The organism is Microbulbifer sp. NBRC 101763 (genome assembly GCF_040371615.1).
GTDB classification, from domain to species: Bacteria; Pseudomonadota; Gammaproteobacteria; order Pseudomonadales; family Cellvibrionaceae; genus Microbulbifer; species Microbulbifer variabilis.
Window position 1 is genome coordinate 962,501 of sequence record NZ_BAABQV010000001.1, and the last position, 20,514, is coordinate 983,014.

Below are 20,514 nucleotides of genomic sequence, written 5' to 3' on the forward strand. Positions count from 1 at the left end.
AGACAGGTGCCGGTTTTGCTAATCATTCTACAAACAACAAATTAGTATTGAGGTAAGCCATTGAAGGCCGAAAGTGCTACTGAAGAGACCTCTGACAAGAGCGGTGCTTTGCCGGATTCACTGATCGCCCGTTTGATTCGCGAAGGCGCATTGATCAGTTTACTAGCTGGGGCGTTATTACTCGCGATCAGTCTGCTGAGTTACGACTCTCAGGATCCCGGTTGGTCCCATACCGGGCAGTCCAGTCAAATTCACAATGCTATCGGCCCAGCTGGCGCTTGGCTTGCGGATGTATGTTTGTCATTGCTTGGTTGGATGGCTTACATATTTCCATTGCTGATCGGCTTGCGCGCATACCGTATTTTGCGTGATCGCAATGCTCGCTTCCATGGTCCTCTCTTTGCCCTCAGGGTTTTTGGATTAATCCTGGTGTTGGTCAGTGGCGCAGCGTTGGCGACATTATGTTTTGCTCCAGCGGACAACCCGTTACCGTTTTCCAATGGTGGAATTATAGGTGCAGCGCTTTCCAGTGCTACCGGTGCAAGCCTTGGTTATGTGGGAGCCACAATTTTATTACTGGCGATATTTGCTATTGGCATTACCGTGTTTACAGGCTTGTCCTGGCTAAAATTGGCGGAATCTATTGGGCGCAACGTGCTGGGATTGTTTGCTCTGCTCATTAGTTTTTATAAGCGCTGGCGCCAAAAACGAACCGAGGTGCGGGTAGCGCGTGAGGCCATAGTGGTGCGCAAAGCTGCGGTAGAAGAAGAAAAACAACGTACAGCGAAGCGAATCCCGCCGAAAATTGAAGCCACAGCACCCAAGCCCAAGCAAAGCCCGCGTGCAGCCAAAGAGAAACAGGGAGAGCTTTTTAAAAGTGGTCCTGTTACCGGTACTTTGCCGCCTCTGGGATTATTGGACCCTGCCGACCAAAACAAGAAAGCAGGCTTCTCACGAGAGTCTTTGGAGGCCCTATCCCGGCTGCTTGAGTTAAAGCTAAAGGATTTTGGAGTGGTCGCTGAGGTGGTATCTGTTCTACCCGGTCCGGTGGTAACTCGCTTTGAAATCCAGCCAGCTCCAGGAGTGAAAGTCAGTAAAATTTCCAACCTGGCCAAAGACTTGGCGCGCTCCCTGGCGGTGATTAGTGTGCGCGTTGTGGAGGTAATTCCTGGCAAGTCAGTGGTGGGAATTGAGATTCCTAATGAGAATCGCCAGATGGTGCGTCTTAGTGAGGTGTTATCGGCAGATGTTTACGATAATGCCAAGTCGCCATTAACCCTGGCCCTGGGCCACGATATTTCCGGGCAGCCTGTAGTGGCTGATCTTGCGAAGATGCCACACCTTCTTGTAGCCGGGACTACCGGCTCCGGTAAGTCGGTCGGCATCAATGTAATGTTGCTCAGTCTGCTCTACAAGTCGACTCCTGAAGAGGTCCGCCTGATTTTGGTAGATCCAAAGATGTTGGAGTTGTCTGTTTATGAGGGCATCCCCCACCTTCTTACACCGGTTATTACTGATATGAATGATGCAGCCAATGGTCTGCGCTGGTGTGTTGGTGAAATGGAGCGCCGCTATAAGCTGATGGCTGCGATGGGTGTGCGCAACCTGGCAGGTTTTAACCGCAAGGTGAAGGAGGCGGAAGAAGCTGGGGAGCCACTTCTCGACCCATTGTGGCAACCGGATCCTGCTCTGAGCGTGCCCGAAGAGGATCAGACCGCTCCAGCGCTGAAATCGCTTCCCGCTATCGTGGTGGTTATCGATGAATTTGCCGACATGATGATGATCGTCGGTAAAAAAGTGGAGCAGTTGATTGCGCGCATCGCGCAGAAGGCCCGTGCCGCAGGAATTCACTTGCTACTCGCGACCCAGCGCCCCTCAGTAGATGTGATTACTGGTTTGATCAAGGCAAATGTGCCTACCCGTATTGGTTTCCAGGTTTCTTCTAAAGTGGATTCTCGGACTATTCTCGATCAGGGTGGTGCTGAGCAGCTACTCGGGCACGGTGATATGTTGTACCTGCCCCCCGGCAGTGGTGTGCCTGTGCGGGTACATGGTGCTTTCGTGGATGACCATGAGGTGCATAAGGTAGTTGCAGATTGGGGGCGTCGCGGACAGCCAGATTATATTGATGGCATCATTGATGACAGCAATAACAGTATCCCAGTACCCGGCCTGCAATCTGAGGGAGGGGAGGATGAAGACCCAGAGGCTGATGCCCTCTATGATGAGGCGGTAGCCTTTGTAACAAAATCCCGGAAAGCCTCTATTTCTTCTGTGCAGCGCCAATTGCGTATCGGCTACAATCGGGCCGCGCGAATTATCGACGCCATGGAGGCTGCTGGTGTTGTTTCCCCTGCGGGGCATAATGGCAACCGCGAGGTATTGGCACCGCCTCCCGCTTAAGCTGAAGAGTCCAAGGGGAGGTGGGGGTTAAGCTACAGTTCACTTGGCTGCGGCTAACCTTTAAGGAAATCAACACACTGGAATTCAATTATGAAAAGTGTTCTGCGCAACTTATTACTAAGTTTGGCCGTTGCGACCAGTGCCGCCTGGGCCGATGCTACCGATGATCTCAGCAAACAGTTGCAACCACTGGCGGCGCTGTCTGGAAACTTCAAGCAGACCCTTATTGATGAGCGCGGGAAGGTAACCCAGGAGAGCAACGGTAACTTCTCTGTGCAACGGCCGGGAAAGCTCCGCTGGAAAACAGGGGAACCTTATGCGCAATTGTTGGTTACCAACAATAAAACCCTGTGGCTTTACGACCCGGACCTGGAGCAGGTAACCGTGCGGCCGGTTGACACCCGCATTAAGGAAACTCCGGCGTTGTTGCTTGGAGGCAAAGTAGAAGAGATCCGTAAATCCTTTGATGTAAATCTCAAAGATGGTGTTTATCACCTGACTCCCAAAAACCCCAAAGCCCCTTTTAAGGCAATGGAAATCCACTTTGCTAAGGATGGCTTGCCTGATTCCATGACTGTGCGTGATGGAATGGGGCAGACCACCAAAATTAAATTTAGCGGTATGAAGGCAAACCCGAAATTGTCCGACTCTATATTTAACTTTAAACCGCCAGCTGGTACCGACATTATCAAAGATGAGTGATCTGTTTCATTCCCCCCAAAGACACCAACCCCTGGCTGCTCGTATGCGGCCTAACTCTCTGGCCTCTTATGTGGGCCAGTCGCATTTATTGGGGGAGGGAAAACCGTTGCGCGAGGCGGTGGAGCGTGGTCAGCTGCACTCAATGATTCTTTGGGGGCCACCGGGAGTGGGTAAAACTACTTTCGCCCGATTACTCGCCCAGGAGTGTGATGCTCGCTTTGCCACACTTTCTGCCGTACTGGCTGGAGTAAAGGATATTCGCCAGGCAGTAGCGGAGGCCGAGCAACACAGGATGCAATCCGGCCGCGGCACTATCCTTTTTGTGGATGAGGTTCATCGTTTCAATAAGGCCCAGCAGGATGCGTTTCTTCCCTATGTGGAGGAGGGCACTGTAACTTTCGTTGGCGCCACCACCGAGAACCCCGCTTTCGAGTTAAATAATGCGCTCCTATCGAGGTGCCGAGTTTATCTGTTACGCAGCATTCCCGAAGATGATCTAGCGGGCCTTTTGCAGCGTGCATTGAGAACCGATCAACAGTTGCTCTACCGCAATACCTGTGTACCAGATGAGGTGTTGCTCAAGATTGCGCGTGCGGCCGATGGCGATGCGCGCAGTGCGCTCAATCTACTCGAGGTGGCCTGTGACCTCGCCAAAGAGCAGTCGGGACAGTTGGTTGTCGATGAAAGTGTACTTGCTGAAGTGCTCAGCGCTGATGTGCGTCGTTTCGATAAAGGTGGTGATTATTTTTACGATCAGATTTCTGCCATGCATAAGTCTGTACGTGGTTCCGATCCAGATGCTGCACTTTATTGGTTTGTACGGATGCTGGATGGTGGTTGTGATCCACTTTACGTCGCCCGCAGAGTGGTGCGTATGGCCAGTGAGGACATAGGCAACGCAGACCCGCGCGCATTACAGTTAGCTCTCAACGCCTGGGATGTGCAGGAGAGACTTGGCAGCCCAGAGGGGGAATTGGCAATCGCCCAGGCGATTACGTATCTCGCTGTGGCAGCGAAAAGCAATGCAGTCTATTCGGCTTATAAGCGCGCAGTTGCAGATGTACGTCGCGAGCCTAGCTACGATGTGCCGGTCCACTTGCGCAACGCGCCCACCAAGCTGGCAAAAAGCTTGTCCCATGGAGCTGAGTATCGCTATGCACATGACGAGCCCGATGCCTTTGCCGCGGGAGAAAACTATTTTCCAGAAGAAATTGCGGATCGCCAGTATTACCAGCCTGTCCCGCGGGGGCTGGAATTGAAGATCGCTGAAAAATTGCAGATGCTGCGCCGTCTCAATAGCGAGAGTGGCCAGCAGCGCTACAAATTCAAGCCATAGGTATTAGGGGGAAGCAGTAATGCAGTGGCTGGCTATTGCCGTTGGCGGTGCTCTCGGGGCAATCTTTCGCCACTTGGTTACTATATGGTGCTATCCGGTATTCAACGGTAAATTCCCCCTGGGTACCTTGGTGGTTAACATTGTCGGTTCATTTTTAATCGGAATTGCCTATATATTGATCACTCACCGTGCAATGCTCGGGGAGGAATGGCGACTCCTGTTAATGACCGGGTTGTTTGGTGCCCTAACTACCTTTTCCACTTTCTCCCTAGAAAGCTTGATACTGTGGCACAATGGCCAGCCATTGGTGGCAATTGGCTATGTTGTCGGCAGCCTGGTGAGTTGTCTGTTAGCCACTGGAGCCGCTGTCGCCTTGGCGACACGCTATTTTTAACCCAAGTTTATTTAATTTTAAGTTGTAGGAGCCTGATAGCAGGCGAACTGGAAACGATGCTCGATCCCAAACTGATTCGCACGGATATGGACCAAGTGGCCGCAGCTCTAAAAAAGCGTGGTGTAGAACTGGATACTGCCAAACTGGAAGCCCTTGAGGAGCGCCGCAAAGAATTGCAGGTGCGCACTGAGAGCTTGCAAAGCGAGCGCAATAGTAAATCGAAAAATATTGGCCGTGCTAAGGCCAATGGTGAAGATATTGCGCCCTTGCTGAAAGAAGTGGAGTCCCTTGGGGGTGAGCTGCAAAATGCCAAGCATGCATTGACTGAGTTACAGGAAGAACTCGATGCGATCCTGTCGGCAATCCCGAACCTGCCAGATGCATCTGTGCCTGAGGGCGAGAACGAAGATGATAACGTTGAGGTTCGTCGCTGGGGGCAGCCACGCGCATTCGGCTTCGAAGTTAAGGATCATGTGGATCTTGGAACCCAGTTGGGTGGCTTAGATTTCGAAATGGCCGCAAAGCTGACAGGCTCACGTTTTGCCGTAATGTCTGGCGAGGTCGCACGTCTGCACCGAGCCTTGGCGCAATTCATGCTGGATACCCATATCGAAGAGCATCGTTACCAGGAAACTAATGTACCGGTAGTTGTGAACAGTGACTCCCTCTACGGTACTTCTCAGCTACCCAAGTTTGAAGAAGACCTGTTCAAGCTTAAAGATGAACGTGGTTTCTACCTGATTCCAACTGCGGAAGTCCCACTAACCAATATGTACAGAGATCATATTGTTGAGGATGCAGAAACCCTGCCGCACAAACTGGTTGCTCACACGACTTGTTTTCGGTCTGAAGCAGGCTCCCACGGTCGTGACACCCGCGGCATGATTCGCCAGCACCAGTTTGAAAAAGTGGAACTGGTTTGGGTAACACGTCCGGAACAATCTGAAGAGGCTCTGGAAACCCTTACACAGAATGCAGAAACCATTCTGCAAAAACTCAATCTGCCATATCGCACTGTAGTGTTGTGCGGTGGCGATATTGGCTTCGCCGCCCGCAAGACCTACGATATCGAAGTTTGGATACCTTCCCAGGATAAATACCGCGAGATTTCCTCCTGTTCTCTAGTAGGTGATTTTCAGGCCCGCCGTATGAAAGCCCGCTGGCGCAATCCGGAAACTGGTAAACCGGAGCTGGTGCATACCCTGAATGGATCAGGGCTCGCAGTGGGACGAACCCTGATCGCGGTTTTGGAAAACTACCAGCGCGAGGATGGCAGCATTGAGATTCCTGAAGTGCTGCGTCCCTATATGCGCGGCCAGGAAGTTATCTCAGCTTCCTAAGGGCAGTTATCTGAAAGGGTGGGCTTTGTGCTTGCCCTTTTTTGTTGCCGGAACTTATTTTGCTCCGCCTGCTATTTGATGGAATAAAAAGTTGCGCTATTTACCCCTCGCATTTGATGTCAGACAACGCCCCTGCCTAATAGTTGGCGGTGGTTCTATTGCCACCCGTAAAGCGCGTTTGCTCAGTAAAGCTGGTGCGCGCTTGCTAGTGGTTTCCCCGGATATTACCGATGAGCTTCGCCAACTGGTGACAGATTCAGCTGGGGAATGGTTTGAAGCTGGTTATTCTGCTGAATATTTGCAGCGAACAGAACTGGTTGTGGCGGCATCTGACAGTACGGAAGTCAATGCGCAGGTTTCTGCCGATGCGCAGGCCGTACGCTTACCCGTTAATGCAGTGGATGCTCCGGATCTGTGTACTTTCACTTTCCCGGCAATTGTGGAGCGCGGGGATCTATCTATAGGGATCAGCAGCGGAGGAGCTGCCCCGGTCCTGGCACGAAGAATTCGTGCCCAGCTTGAGGCCTTGCTATCGCCGAGTGTCGCGTCCTTGGTGGACTTAGCTTCCCGGATGCGCGCTAAAGTTAAAGCGGCACTGCCAGAAAGCCGGCGTAAGAATTTCTGGGAGTGGGTATTTGCCGGGCCCGTCGCCAGTCGAATGGAAGCAGGCCAGCTGGCAGATGCGGAGAGAGAGCTACTTGAAGCGTTACAAGAGTGGCAAGGCAGCCCCAACCCAGTAGGGGAAGTTTACTTAGTGGGTGGGGGACCAGGAGATCCCGATCTTCTTACTTTTCGTGCATTGCGCCTGATGCAGCAGGCGGATGTTGTACTTTACGATCGTTTAGTATCTCCAGAGGTACTTGAGTTGGTACGTCGGGACGCCGAACGCATTTACGTTGGAAAAAGGAAGGCGTTTCACTCGGTGCCCCAGGATGATATCAACCAGCTACTGGTTGACTTGGCGAGTAAGGGGAAAAAGGTGTTGCGCCTGAAAGGCGGGGACCCCTTTATCTTTGGTCGCGGCGGCGAAGAGATCGATAGGCTGGCTGGAGCGGGAATCCCATTCCAGGTAGTACCGGGTATTACTGCGGCTGCGGGTTGTGCGAGCTATGCGGGTATTCCCTTGACGCATCGAGATCATGCCCAGTCGGTACGATTTGTCACCGGACATTTAAAGGAGGGCAATCTCGACCTGCCTTGGAGTGATCTGGCGTCGCCAGGCCAAACATTGGTTTTCTACATGGGCCTGACAGGGCTGCAGACAATTTGTACCGAGCTGACCCGTCATGGGTTGCCACCTGAAACACCTGCAGCTCTGATTGAAAAGGGGACTACGCGGGCGCAGAGAGTGACTGTGGGAGACCTCTCCACATTGCCAGCGCTGGCAGAAGAAAAAGCTGTGCGCGCCCCAACCCTGACCATTATCGGTGGAGTCGTCAGTTTGCATGAGAAGCTGAACTGGTACCAGCCTGGCTGAGAAAGTAGCCTGGAAGACCTGCGTGGGTTAGGGTCCAGCTGAGTTTGGCACAGAACCTATACTGAGAGTAATTTTTCAGTGGGGTTTGTGGCATGCTGCTGGCGATCCTTTGCTTTTATTGCACTAATATTGTGCGCTTTTTCCTTCCGCAACAGCGGGAGTTTCCATTAGTTGATCCAGCTGACTACTATTCCCGCCGTTACACTTATCATTACCGGCAAAAGAAAGAGTTGGTGAAATGGCTGTGGATAGGGGTTTCACTGGTGATGCTATGTTTCCCACTATTGCCTTTGGTGCTTGGGCTCAGCTTCTTCACCCTTTTCCTGTCTTTTGCCATTCTCGATGAAACGGCGTGACACCCCTGTAAGAGGTGTCCTTGCAATTTTTACTTTAGTGAAGTGTGAGCTTGTAGTGGGTTTCCTGTTCAATCAGGGGGGAAGGGTTTCCCTCTACCCAGTCACGATGTCCGCTGTCGAAAAATGGGGAGAGGGGATGGCCACTCTGCCCGGTTGCCATATGGAATATTCCCAAGTCCTCACGTCCAGGTGAAATCACCATGCGCTCAGATGCCCCATGAGTGGGCGACTGGAACCGGGGCATATGTGTATCCCCCGCCAGTGCATCGCTGGGCATTGCAGCAAACCAGTTTATGGCAGGGATAGCTCTTGCAAGTGGGTGGCGAATAGTAGCCGTATTTTGAGCGCCCCAGGTTTGCTGTTGTAAAGGGCTTCCTGTTGCAGCCATTTTATCCAAGACCTGGTTCAGTGCTGCGAGTTTGAGGGCTGTCCAGGATTCAAAATCTGGATTAAGCAATTGCTGTGGTTCCTGCTGAGCCAGTGCCCAGATAGGATACTCAAATTGTCTTTTTAATTGGCCAAAAGAAAACTTGGGGTCAAACTTGCGCATGTAGGCCAGGATAGGAGCAGTGCTAAGTTCCATAAATTTAAGGCGGTAATTGCGCACAATTCGGTAGCCCACTGAATCGGCACTGGCGCGAGTGCCCCAATCCTGAACCTGCTGGTAAACTTCGCTATAGCCCTCCTGATTTTTTAAAAAACCAGCCAGGTGCTCTTGCCACCGTTGCAGGAATATAGCGCGGTCATCGAGTTGGATATTTAGTAAGCTTTGTTCGTCGAACTGCTCAAGAGCGAGCAACCCATCGCGAATTTGCTGCTGGCGGGCACCGAGGGCATAGCCGTGGTCACCCATCAATTTCAACCAGTCTCCGTCGGTTGTGCGGGCATTGGCGGTCCAGATACGGTGAGTGGGTGGATTGTAAATGCGTGGCTGCTCTTCGGTTGAAAGGTATCCATTCCAGTAGGCTTCTCCATCAGCCCAGCTGACTGAGCGACTACCATCAAAGCCAACACGACGGGGGATAGCCCCAGCCACAGTCCAGCCGATATTGCCATCCCGGTCACCGACAACAAAATTCTGGTGGGGAATGCCAATTTCTGGTCCAAGATCCAGAGCCTGTTGTGTGGTGGTGGCTGACTCAATGCGCAACAGGTTCATGTTGCCACCTCGAATATCATGGGCTATCCAGCGGTAGGCCAGCGGGACTCCACGATAGTTTTGGCCGATGACCGGCCCCCAGATTGTTTTGCGGACCTCTAGTGTCTCATCCTCTTTACCCTTAATTGCAATAGTTTCTTTCTCGAAGGTGAAGTCCCGCCAGCCATCCGGGGTTCGATATTTGGTAGCGCCCTCATTTAACTCCAGTGGGATAAGATCGCCCCAGTCACCGCCGGTATTGGTGAACCCCCAGGCTACCGCACCGTTACTGCCAGCCACAATAATTGGGCCGCCGGGTAGGGTGACGCCGCGTATTTTTCTATCGCTCCCGGGAATATTCCAACCGGCGCGATACCAGATGTTCGGAACACTTAACCCTAGATGCATATCATTGGCTAAGATGGCACTGCCATGCTCGGTCAATTTTCCACCAACTACCCAATTGTTACTGCCGTAAACTTTATCGTCGCTCTCCATCTCCTGATAAACAATAGGATCGTCCGCTTTCAGCAGTGTAGATATGGGGGTTTGGGGAACAGGGATCTCGGCTTCATTTGGGCCGAAAAGAGGGGCATCCCAAGTCCCGCCTGCAGGGAAAAAGAAAGCGTATAGGTCTTCAGGCAGGAGTTCGGCTAGCGCAGTATCGCGACGTTCAAAATTTCCTTCCTCACTTTGTAACGTCAAGTACATGCTGTAAGTTGCCAGCAAGCTGTCGGCGGCATTCCAGGGGCGGGGTTCTTGTCCCAGTAATAAATACTCCCAAGGTTTTGCTCCGAGTTGAGTCAAGCCGAAATTGACCCCTTGTACATAGTGATCGAGCAACTCACGTTGATCAGAGGGCATGACAGCAATATTTCGCTCTGCCCGCTTGCGAAATTGGTGCCTTCTCACCTTTTTATCTTTTTTCAAGGCGGCTTGGCCCAGTAACTCGGATAGTTCACCTGCGGAGTTGCGGCGCAACAAGTCCATCTGGAAAAAGCGCTCCTGTGCATGCAGAAAACCCAGGGCGAAGGCGGAGCTGTTTCGGTCCTGGGACTGAATCATGACCACCCCTTGGGCATCGCGCTGGATTACGACGGGCTCCTCAAGTGAGCCAGTTTCAATTTCGCCACTCAGAATTGGCAGGCTTGATCGCCACCAGGCCCAAATGGAAACTGCAGCCAGAACAAAAATGACTGCCAAAATAATTGGTAAGCGGAACTTCCAGCTTTTTAGATAGGACGTGCGCGCCATAATTCTTCCTGCAAAATATTATTTTATTGGGTGTTGGCCATATCGGGTTAGATTACTATTCGACTTGTGCGAGTTACTACAGAACACACATTGGTAACTTTTCGTGACGTTACTTTGTACACAATTTCCCACATTAACCTGTCTTTTCGCACATTCCTTCGCAAAACTGACCAGTCACCAGAAAAAGGTCATATCGGGGTTTTAAATCCGAAAATGCGATCGTAAGATGGCGTGGAATAACAAAAATAATAAACCGAGATCATCACGCTGTATAACAATAAACGCGAGGACGCGATGATGCACGATGTTGGTAGAACCGCAAAAACCCGTCAATTTAATCTATCTATCCTCTCTGGAGCCGTTGCCTTCATTACCGCTGTCAGTGGTAATGTGCAGGCTGCTGAAATTGAAGAGGTAGTAGTTACTGCCCAGAAGCGCGCGGAAAATCTACAGGAAGTTCCAATCGCGATTACCGCTTTTACTGGAGATAATATAAAAGAGTCAGGTGTCAAAAATCTGACTGACCTGGGGAGATATACGCCAGGCGTTGAAATGCACAATGATACTGCGCTGCAGCCTACTTACAGTGTACGTGGCATCCAAACCAATGACTGGACCGTGGGATCAGATCCCGCTGTTGCTGTTTATGTGGACGGAGTTTATACCGGTCGTGGGGCTGGTGCCGAAATACCCCTAACCGATATCGAGAGGGTTGAAGTACTTAAAGGGCCGCAGGGTACTTTATTTGGTCGCAACGCAACCGGCGGTGCGATCCATATCATCACCACTAAGCCGCAGGCAGATGACTCCACACAATTGAGTCTCACTGCAGGTAATTATGGGCGCCAGTCATCGGACTTACTGGTGAACCGCCAATTTACAGATAATCTGTATGGGCGCTTTTCTGCGTCGACCAATCGCCGAGATCCTTTTGCAGACAACTTAGCTGGCGGCTTCTCCGTAGGTGACCAGGATACCCAGACCTACCGGGCTTCTGTGTTATGGGAGCCTACTCAAGATACTGAAGTGTTGTGGCGTGCTGACTATGGCGTGATGGATCAGGGCAGTGCTTTACGTACGACTATAGTGCCCAGTCTACAGGGTGAAACAGACGTATTTGGCGATTTTGCCCTGGATACACCAACTATTGAGGATCGTGACTCTTTTGGTACCTCACTGACAGTCACAAGCGATTTCGATAACTTCACTTTTACTTCGATCACAGCATATCGTGAATTCGATGCGCACCTCCAGCAGGACGAAGACGGCACTGCAAACCCGGATTATATGTTTGGCTCGGCCAATACGGACGATCAGAGCCAGTTCTCCCAGGAATTCAGGTTGAATGGAGCCACAGACAACATTAAGTGGACTTTGGGTGCTTCTTATTCCCAGGAGGAGGTAGACCATACAACTTATGCTTACTTCACCACCGGTTCAGTAGAATCCTTTGCTGTGTATGAGGGCGTTAAGGCCGCTTATCCTGACCTCACTCAAACAGAGCAAGAGGATATGGCGGTTATTACACGTCAACTTCTTCAGCAAGCTGGGCGTGAAGGTGTTGCCAGTGCCACTTTTGTGTATGACCTGATGCTCCAAACTGGGCAAGTAGATGCTCTACTTGCCGCCCTAGGAGCACCGAGTACGGTAACGGGAAGTATGCTGCAGGCTGATGCCGTAGTGGCGCAAATGATGGCTGGCTTTCAGCCTTGGGTTGCTTCAGATACGCCATGGAATGAGAGTGTTCGTAACACCGGGGATTATCGCTCAAGTGCCATATATGGAGATATGACTTGGAGTATCACCGACAAAATGGACCTTACGGTAGGTGCACGTTATACCTACGATCAAAAGGATTTCACGATTGAAACAGCCTATGGCAACAGTATTCCACTGTCACTTTCTGGTGGGCCAGTGCCCCTAGTCGATGGTGATGGAAATGTTATCGATGTAATCACGTTCCCAGAAATAGACCTGGGCTCTCAGCTATTTGGTATCGCCTTCTTTAATAATGGCCAGCCAGTTCTAGACTCCAAGTTGAGTGATAGCTGGAGTGATATTTCCGGTCGTATCGTGCTGGATTATCGTTGGACTGAGGAGATGATGACCTATATCTCTCTGGCTGATGGCTTTAAGGCCGGTGGGTTTAACAGCCTCAATTTTGGACCGGGCGTTGAACCCTCTTTTGATCAGGAGGATGTTGTTAACCTGGAGGTGGGTCTTAAGAGCAGCCTGTTTGACAATCGGGTACGCCTGAATGCTTCACTGTATAGCTATGAATACAAAAACTTACAGGAACTGGACCTGGTCGGTACTCCCATTCCCAGTTATAACCTGAGGAACTCCGATGCGGAGGGTACAGGTGCTGAGATAGAAGTGCAGTGGGCTGCGACAGACAACCTGTTCATTGCCGGTAATTACTCTTACTTGGATACCGAATTCACTGATTATCAAATCATCGAGGCTATTGGTGAAACGGAAGAAGACTCAAAAGTGGGTCAGGCAAGGGTTTCCACTCCAGAGAATAAATTTAATCTAATGGCAGAGTACACCGTAAACCTTGCCAGCGGGGGAGAATTTATTTTCCGTGGTGATTACAACTGGACCGATGAGCGGATTGGTTCGATTACTGATCGCACTCGTATCGTTGATGATTACCAGTTGTTTAACTTGCGAGCCGCCTGGAATAGTGCTTCGGATAATTATTCTGTAGCTCTCTGGGTACAGAACCTTACTGATGAGGAGATTGCTGGTGGCTATGGCGGCACAGGTGCGGCCATTGGCGCCAGTCCAGCGTGGCGATTTATGCCGAGAATGTATGGGGCTGATTTCACTGCACGATTTTAATTGAATATTTAATGTTAACATGATGAGAGTGCGGGCCGGTTTTACCGGCCCTTTTTTTTGCATAGTTCTGTTTCTGTAAACAAACTGGCGTGATTTCATTCATGTAGGCCTGCAAGCTCGTGGGAATACACCTAAAACTGCGTATGATGATTTCAATAGAACAGGAATGTGGTGTAACCGATTATTGATATGGCAATTTTTGCAGGCGAAGTATCTTTAGAAGAAGTACAGCAGCAAATTCTTACAGCATATCGAAGAGTTCGGGGGGAGACAGAGCGTCTTGCTGAGCCTTTGTCCGCTGAGGATATGCAGCTCCAATCCATGCCGGATGCCAGCCCTACAAAGTGGCATTTGGCCCATACCAGTTGGTTTTTTGAGACCTTTGTGCTTAATTCCCGCCTACCGGGATACAGGACTTTCGATCAACACTTTCATCATCTTTTTAACTCCTATTACAACAGCTTGGGAACACCATTCACGCGATCGCAGCGCGGCTTGATTTCCCGTCCGGATATTGATCGAGTTTACGCCTATCGCAAGTCTGTAGATACTGGAATTGAGAAGCTGTTAAAAGATTCCCCGTGCTCATCAAACTTGGCGTCACTCATAGCTCTGGGCCTCAATCATGAGCAGCAGCATCAGGAGCTTTTACTAACAGATATTAAGCACGCTCTGTCGCTGAACCCTTTGGCTCCTGCTTATAGTGATGGGATACCGGAAGAGGAATCTGCAACTGCTGAGCCACTGCGCTGGTTGGAGATTCCAGGTGGCTGCTATGGCATTGGTAGTGAGGGTGAGGACTTTTTCTTTGATAACGAGGGTCCTGCCCATCAGCAGCTTGTACAGGAATTTTCCATAGCATCCCGCCTGGTAACTAATGGAGAATACCTCGCATTTATTGAAGATGGTGGTTATCAGCAACATCGCTTGTGGTTGTCGGACGGCTGGGCTTTGGTTCAACAAAATCAGCACAGACATCCTTTGTATTGGAGGGAAACTGAGAACGGTTGGCAACAGTTTAGCTTACACGGATTACAGCCGTTGAATGAGGCAGAGCCTGTACATCATTTGTCGTTCTATGAGGCTGATGCTTTTGCCACATGGGCCGGTAAGCGCCTACCCACGGAATTTGAGTGGGAGGCTGCTGCTTGTCACTTGCGCCAGCTTGATCAACTGGCTACTGCCAATCTGCTGGAAAAACGCTTCCTCAAACCTCTGCCTGCCCGTCGAGGGCAAACCCAATTCCTGGGGGATCTATGGGAGTGGACTTCCAGCTCCTACCTGCCGTATCACGGTTTTAAGGCTCGTGAAGATGCTGTAGGTGAATATAACGGCAAGTTTATGTGTAATCAGAAAGTTCTTCGAGGCGGTTCATTTGCTACGCCATCGGATCATATCAGAATCAGCTATAGAAATTTCTTTTATCCACATCAAGCGTGGCAATTTACCGGGGTCCGTTTAGCAGGAGACTAAATGTGAAAGCAGCCTTATCGTCCGTTCCAGAAAAGCAGCAACAGGATAGCGAATTTCTCAGGGATGTTCTGGAGGGGTTGGGAGGAAAAAGAAAAACATTGCCCTGTAAGTATTTGTATGACGAAGTAGGCTCTCGCCTTTTCGAGGACATCTGTGAGGTTTCGGATTATTACCTGACCCGTACAGAGGCAAGTATATTTGCCACTAATCTTAAGGATATAGCCGATAAAATTGGACCTGAAGCGCTGCTAATCGAACCCGGTGCAGGTAATTGTGAAAAAATCGAAGCACTACTTGCTCAATTGGAATCCCCAAAAGGTTACTACCCGATTGATATATCCCCAGAGATACTTCTAAATGCTGAGCATAGAATCAAGGCGAATCAACCCGAGATGCAAGTCTGGAGTGCGGTTGGTGATTTCACTCAGCCGGATGTATGGGACCAGTTAACCCAGCTTCCCTCTCGCAAGAGAGTCGTCTTCTTCCCTGGGTCAACAATTGGAAACTTCGAGCCGGATAAGGCTGAGCAGCTACTTGAACTATTTGCTGCGAACTTAGGAGTCGGTGATGGGTTGCTTATTGGTACTGATTTGGTCAAGGATTCGGTGAGGCTTGAGCGAGCCTACCATGACAGCGAACATGTTACCGAGAGGTTCAATAAAAACCTTCTAAATCGTATCAATACAGAGCTTGAGGCAGATTTTGACCTTTCCCTGTTTGCCCACCGTGCTTTCTACCACCAACTTCGCAAACGGGTTGAAATGCACTTAGTTAGCCTGAAGGACCACAGTGTATCAGTAGCTGGAACGCGTGTGGAGTTTTCCGAGGGGGAAACAATACATACGGAAAATAGCCACAAGTATTCCATCAGTGATTTTAACCAGCTGCTTGCCAGGGGTGGATTCAGGCCAATCTGTCACTGGAAAGATGCTGCTGCATCTTATGCGATTCACTATGCCCAGGCCATTTAACGTTCTGGTAAAGGTTTTTTCATTATTTGTAGTAACAGCCCTCTTTGTCAGTGCTGCTATCGCTGAGCAGGACGATGATAAAATCATCGTCTATAAGCATCCGCTCTGCTTTTGCTGCAAAAAGTGGGTTAGCCATCTGAGAGAGAATCAATTGCAGGCATCATCTGTCTTCAAAGTAGATATGCAAGCAGTAAAAAAGCAATGGGGAGTACCCAAAGGTATGGAGGGGTGTCATACGGCTGTGTGGCAAGGGCGGTATGTATTCGAGGGGCATGTGCCCGCGCAATTCATACAAAAGTTCCTGGCATCGCCCCCTAAAGATAGTGTTGGCCTGATGGTGCCGGGGATGCCGATAGGCAGCCCCGGTATGGAAGCCAAAGATAAATTTGAGCCTTACAACATCTACTTGTTGTTGCAAGATGGGGATTACCGGCTCTATGCGCGCATAGAGGACCCGAGAGCTATTCAGTTAATGGATAGTAAACCTGCAGAATAAATGTCTAGATGTTTTTCCTTGGTTGTTTAAAGCCTTTCCAGATATTTAATATAATTATTTTATTGCAGCTTACTTTATTTGGATGCGTACCATAGAATCCAAAAATAGCTAATCAGTACACTGGAAATGCTCACCGGCAGCATTAAGAAGAAGAACTGCCAAAAGTTAAATGCCTTGATGCCAAATTTCTCAGCCTGTTGCAGCACAATAACATTACTTGCGGCACTGATGATAAATAGATTGCCAGCTACAGTGGAAATTGCAGAAAGTATCATTAGTGTTTGGGTTTCATGTTTGTGCAATAAATTGAGGTATATCTCAACTACAGGTACATTGGAAAACAATTGGCTGGCAAAAAAGCTAACAAAAGCAACAGTTTCTGGTTCAGCCAGATTGATGCCGCTTTCTTTAAGGAAAAACTGTAGTGACCCTGATTTTAAAAGAGAGCCTGTAACCACAAACATCGAAATAAAGAAGAAGAGGGTGGGCCAGTCGACTTCGCGTAAGATTTGCCGTCTTTTCCTGCTGGTTATGTAAATAGGTAGGCATGCAGCCAATCCGACCTGGCCTATAGTAGGGTGGTAAATGCCTTCCACATTATGCAGTACACTTCCCAAAACAATAAATACTAATAGCAGCACAGCAGATAATAGAGCGGGCCACTTTTGAGTGATCTTATTCTCCTCCCGGTATTCCCTGCTTGCCTCATAGTTGGCGATATCACTGGTTCTAAGAAAGCGTTTAAGCCATAGCATAGAGGTTAGCAGGGTTATAGCTGCAGGGATCAATATCCATTGGGCAAAGACAATAAACATATTATCGAAATTACCCGCACCGGCAATCAATATATTTTGTGGATTTCCTACTGGCGAGATCATACTGCCAATCGTTACCGTAGCACATAGGATAATAAGCAGTGGAATCAACCCCCAGTTCATATTGCGTGCCAGCATAATTGCAATAGGAACACCGATCACTGCGGCTGCGTCGTTAGTGAGTATTGCTGCACATATCGCCATGGTGATGACATAAGCTGCTAGCACCATATTGGGACTCTGAAAAGACAGGATACGCTTGCTGATTTGGGTGGATATTCCGGTGTCGTACAAAGCGGAGGCAATTGAAAAAACTGAAAACAGGTAAAGAATAAGATCCCAATCTATAGCAAAAAAAGCTTCCCGTAGGGTGATTTGCCGCATCAATAGCAGTGCTACAGCGCCAAGGGTCATGATATGCCAAATGCGAATAATAGATGGAAGCCACTGACGTGCGGCAATCAATAGAAAAATGATTGCTGAGACAAAGAGGCTTATCGACATGAGTACGGGTCCGGGCTTAGCCCCTTATAGTTGCTACGCTGGAGTCGATGCTCGCCATTTCCGACAGTTCCAAAGCACCAGTCCAGGCGAAAGATTTATAAATAAGACTTAATTATGAGTTTAAACAAACCTCTTCTCTTTACGAATTTCTTCGCAGGAGATGTGGTTGCTGGTTATTTGCTTTCTGCCATATATTGGAAGGCTGGTGAAACAGGTATTGTCCTAGAGATAGGCGGGATTACCATTGTACTTCTACAAACACCTGCTGGTGCTTTTATTGATAGCACTCGTTTCAAGTATGGACTGATTGCTAGTTGCGGCATAATTATTACTGCTGTGTCAGTTTTAATTGTCATGTTGACCAGCCGCAAACCGATTCTTTACACGTCCCAGATTTTGATGGGAGTCGCGATAGCTTTTGTTGCGCGCTCAACTGTGGCGATTACTTTGGGGGTTTGCACAGAAAAGACATTTGCCCTGCAAACCAGGCGGCCAATCATGCTGGTAATATTTGCGCTGCTGCAACTGCAGCTGTATAGGCATCGCTGCTGGCGCAGCTATTTTTTTGTAATTTTTGCTCCAGAAACCATGCGCAAATCAGCTAAGTGCTAGTGGGTGAATGACAGCCTTAACCTCATAGATTGTCTCAATGGTAGCCGAGTCTTGACGCGCAACACCACTCCTCCAGCAGTCGTCGGTAGTTATATACTGAAAGTACCCGTATAACCTTTGTACGATACCCAAGGCGCTCAAGGCCTGATCTGATGTCGGAGGCGGTGAATTCCCGCCAGGGCCAGGGTTAGCCACTATGGATAGTGAGTTAAAAGTGTGTGGGGGATTCATTCCGCCAGTTGGACCTGATGTATGACTGAAAAGTTTACGCCTGCAACAGGCCTTGGGAACTGCCACCTTCAAACTGTATTTGGCCGCCTGCACCGGCCTTCCCCGTGGATTAATACCAGCCGTCGCTGGTATGAAACCCCTGATGGCGACTGCCTCGCTATGCACTATCCTCGTCCACTGGTGGATGATCCAGATCTTCCTTTGGTTCTGATACTCCACGGCCTGGAGGGGTCAGTAGCCTCTCCTTATGTGCAGGGGCTGATGCAATCTTTGTTGGAGCGGCACTACCAGGTAGCGGTAATGCACTTTCGCGGTTGTGGAGGTATTCCTAATCGATTGCCTCGAGCCTATCACAGTGGTGATAGTGAAGATCCTCGTTGGATGGTAGAGCAGCTGAGAGGGCAGTTGCCATCTACCCCGATTCTTGTGGTCGGTTATTCACTTGGTGGTAATGTGTTGCTGAAGATGCTGGGGGAGGACGGTATCTGCAGTCCGGTGGTAGGTGCAGTAGCTGTATCTTCCCCAATGGATCTACATGCGTGTAGCCGCAGAATCAACACTGGCCTATCCAAGCTTTACCAGCGGCACTTGCTCAGTTGTCTGCGCCTCACTCTTAAGCAAAAGGCGGAAGACCCTGGTATGGCAGCTGCTTTACCCAATTTGGACGATGCTACTTACTTTGTAAACTTTCGCCGGTTTGACAATACATTTACCGCACCCCTACATGGATTCCGTGATGTCGATGACTATTACACCCGAGCTTCCAGCAAACGGCTGCTCAAGGAAATCCGGGTGCCAACAATGATTATTAATGCTGTAGACGACCCATTTGTGTGTCCGACTGCAATCCCACAGCAGGGTGAAGTCAGTGCGATGGTCAATCTTGAAATCAGTGAGCACGGTGGGCATGTAGGGTTTGTCGGTGGGACACTATGGAATCCGAATTATTGGCTGGAGCAAAAAATTCCCGCCTTTTTGGACTCTGCCCTAGGGCGTGGCAGATCTGGCTAAGGTTGCCGGCCCCCTATTCATTTTTAGATGTTTAGGAATACCGGCCAAATTCGGATTAGCGAATTAAGTACCCCTAGCAGCATTGTCCCTTGTTTTCGTTGCTTTGCAGCGCACGAGTAGAAAATGGCATATCACGGCCACAGCCGGGAAATAGGCCGAAATGTTGGGAAAAGTCGCCAATATACTCAAAGTGGGGTGCCATTCGCGTCTCTGCCAGCATTCTCCATGTATTTCCACAGACAGGGAAAACGCGGCCTTTCTCAATCACGTGATGCCCATCCAAGATAAATTCGTGTGGGCAACTTGGGATGGTGCCTTTGTATACAACTGCTTGGCCATAGTCTTCACAATCCTTTTCCAGCTGTGCCAGCTTGAACAGACGGTAGGTTGCGGAATAAAAGCGCACAGAACCACAGCGTGCGGAGAGGGTCGTATTTGTAACCTCCAGCGGGCGGCTTTCCATCAAGCGACTATCGCGAAATCCACTGCTTTGTGCCAGTTCCAGGAAGTCATTCCAGTAGAGGGCGCCACCGAGACACTCTCCCACTAGCTCGGGATCGGTGCGCAGGGTGTCTGGTACACGGCGGTCTGCGTAGACGTCGGAAAAATAAAACTCCCCGCCATCCTTGAGTAGCCGGTGGAGGCCGCGCAGTACGGCTCCTTTATCAGTGGACAGGTTCACAACACAGTTCGACACAATCACATCAAAACTGCCGGGCTCCAGATTAAGGTTTTCTAACTGCTCAATGTAACCTTGCAGGAAGGTGACGTTGTCATAGCCAAATTTCTCCGAGTGGTAACTCTGGTGTTCGCGGGCAATTTGTAGTTGCTCATCAGTCATATCGACACCGACTACTTCGCCGCTTGGTCCAACCAACTGAGATAGTAGGTAGACATCGCGGCCGGAACCGCAGCCCAGGTCCAGCACCCGGCATCCCTCCAGCAGGGGTGGGCACACAAGCCCACAACCGTAATAGCGCGATAGGACCTCCGGGTGAATATTGGCCAGTAAAGGCTTCAACCACTCCGGGACAGCGCTGGCATCGCAGCAGGCATCAGTCTTCAAGTCCGATGAGCTTTTCAGTTGACGTCCGTAGTAGTCCTGTACAATGTCGTGCATCGGATTTTTACCTTTCGCAGAGTTGTTTTCCTAT

The 20,514-nt window shown here is 49.9% G+C and carries 16 protein-coding genes; 13 read left to right on the forward strand and 3 right to left on the reverse strand.

The window, feature by feature from the left end:
• Positions 1-60: 60 nt before the first annotated feature.
• The 7 genes from ABWV76_RS04470 to ABWV76_RS04500 all read left to right on the forward strand — a co-directional run bounded on the left by ABWV76_RS04470 (position 61) and on the right by ABWV76_RS04500 (position 8,008).
• On the forward strand, positions 61-2,403 hold the full coding sequence (locus ABWV76_RS04470) for a DNA translocase FtsK (RefSeq protein WP_445365956.1): 2,343 nt from the start codon (positions 61-63) through the stop codon (positions 2,401-2,403).
• Between the two features lie 90 nt (positions 2,404-2,493).
• Entirely contained in the window at positions 2,494-3,105 is a 612-nt protein-coding gene (lolA, locus tag ABWV76_RS04475) for an outer membrane lipoprotein periplasmic chaperone LolA (RefSeq protein ID WP_353375347.1), read from the forward strand.
• Entirely contained in the window at positions 3,098-4,441 is a 1,344-nt protein-coding gene (locus ABWV76_RS04480) for a replication-associated recombination protein A (protein WP_353375348.1), read from the forward strand. The genes lolA and ABWV76_RS04480 overlap by 8 nt, the downstream gene beginning before the upstream one ends.
• Before the next feature lie 19 nt (positions 4,442-4,460).
• Complete coding sequence (gene crcB / locus ABWV76_RS04485) at positions 4,461-4,835, forward strand: fluoride efflux transporter CrcB (protein ID WP_020415270.1); 375 nt, start codon at positions 4,461-4,463, stop codon at positions 4,833-4,835.
• Between the two features lie 56 nt (positions 4,836-4,891).
• Entirely contained in the window at positions 4,892-6,175 is a 1,284-nt protein-coding gene (gene serS / locus ABWV76_RS04490; protein ID WP_353375349.1) for a serine--tRNA ligase, read from the forward strand.
• Positions 6,176-6,266: 91 nt separating this feature from the next.
• Positions 6,267-7,652 carry a siroheme synthase CysG gene (cysG, locus tag ABWV76_RS04495; RefSeq protein WP_020415272.1) on the forward strand — a complete coding sequence of 462 codons (1,386 nt, stop codon included), beginning with the start codon at positions 6,267-6,269 and terminating at the stop codon, positions 7,650-7,652.
• Positions 7,653-7,744: 92 nt separating this feature from the next.
• Complete coding sequence (locus tag ABWV76_RS04500; protein ID WP_020415273.1) at positions 7,745-8,008, forward strand: hypothetical protein; 264 nt, start codon at positions 7,745-7,747, stop codon at positions 8,006-8,008.
• A 34-nt stretch (positions 8,009-8,042) separates the two neighbouring features.
• On the opposite strand, the gene ABWV76_RS04505 is transcribed toward ABWV76_RS04500, so the two are convergent.
• Positions 8,043-10,400, reverse strand: coding sequence for a penicillin acylase family protein (locus ABWV76_RS04505; protein WP_353375350.1), 2,358 nt, complete (start codon positions 10,398-10,400; stop codon positions 8,043-8,045).
• A 294-nt stretch (positions 10,401-10,694) separates the two neighbouring features.
• Here ABWV76_RS04505 and ABWV76_RS04510 point away from each other — a divergent pair, with 294 nt between their 5' ends.
• The 4 genes from ABWV76_RS04510 to ABWV76_RS04525 all read left to right on the forward strand — a co-directional run bounded on the left by ABWV76_RS04510 (position 10,695) and on the right by ABWV76_RS04525 (position 16,187).
• A complete protein-coding gene (locus ABWV76_RS04510) occupies positions 10,695-13,247 on the forward strand; it encodes a TonB-dependent receptor (protein ID WP_020415275.1) in 2,553 nt (850 codons plus the stop codon).
• A 189-nt stretch (positions 13,248-13,436) separates the two neighbouring features.
• A complete protein-coding gene (gene egtB / locus ABWV76_RS04515; protein ID WP_353375351.1) occupies positions 13,437-14,720 on the forward strand; it encodes an ergothioneine biosynthesis protein EgtB in 1,284 nt (427 codons plus the stop codon).
• A gap of 2 nt (positions 14,721-14,722) precedes the next feature.
• Positions 14,723-15,691 carry an L-histidine N(alpha)-methyltransferase gene (gene egtD / locus ABWV76_RS04520; protein WP_353375352.1) on the forward strand — a complete coding sequence of 323 codons (969 nt, stop codon included), beginning with the start codon at positions 14,723-14,725 and terminating at the stop codon, positions 15,689-15,691.
• Entirely contained in the window at positions 15,675-16,187 is a 513-nt protein-coding gene (locus ABWV76_RS04525) for a DUF411 domain-containing protein (RefSeq protein ID WP_020415278.1), read from the forward strand. Before egtD ends, ABWV76_RS04525 begins: the two co-directional genes overlap by 17 nt.
• Before the next feature lie 74 nt (positions 16,188-16,261).
• On the opposite strand, the gene ABWV76_RS04530 is transcribed toward ABWV76_RS04525, so the two are convergent.
• A complete protein-coding gene (locus tag ABWV76_RS04530) occupies positions 16,262-17,506 on the reverse strand; it encodes an SLC13 family permease (protein WP_353375353.1) in 1,245 nt (414 codons plus the stop codon).
• A 114-nt stretch (positions 17,507-17,620) separates the two neighbouring features.
• Between ABWV76_RS04530 and ABWV76_RS04535 the strand changes: the two genes are divergently transcribed.
• Together ABWV76_RS04535 and ABWV76_RS04540 are read left to right on the forward strand one after the other, a co-directional pair.
• A complete protein-coding gene (locus ABWV76_RS04535) occupies positions 17,621-18,118 on the forward strand; it encodes a hypothetical protein (protein WP_353375354.1) in 498 nt (165 codons plus the stop codon).
• A gap of 252 nt (positions 18,119-18,370) precedes the next feature.
• Positions 18,371-19,360, forward strand: coding sequence for a hydrolase (locus ABWV76_RS04540; protein ID WP_282950709.1), 990 nt, complete (start codon positions 18,371-18,373; stop codon positions 19,358-19,360).
• A 73-nt stretch (positions 19,361-19,433) separates the two neighbouring features.
• Here the strand turns inward: ABWV76_RS04540 and ABWV76_RS04545 are convergent, their stop codons facing one another.
• Positions 19,434-20,480, reverse strand: a complete 1,047-nt coding sequence (locus ABWV76_RS04545) for a methyltransferase domain-containing protein (RefSeq protein WP_353375355.1) — start codon at positions 20,478-20,480, stop codon at positions 19,434-19,436.
• Positions 20,481-20,514: the final 34 nt, after the last annotated feature.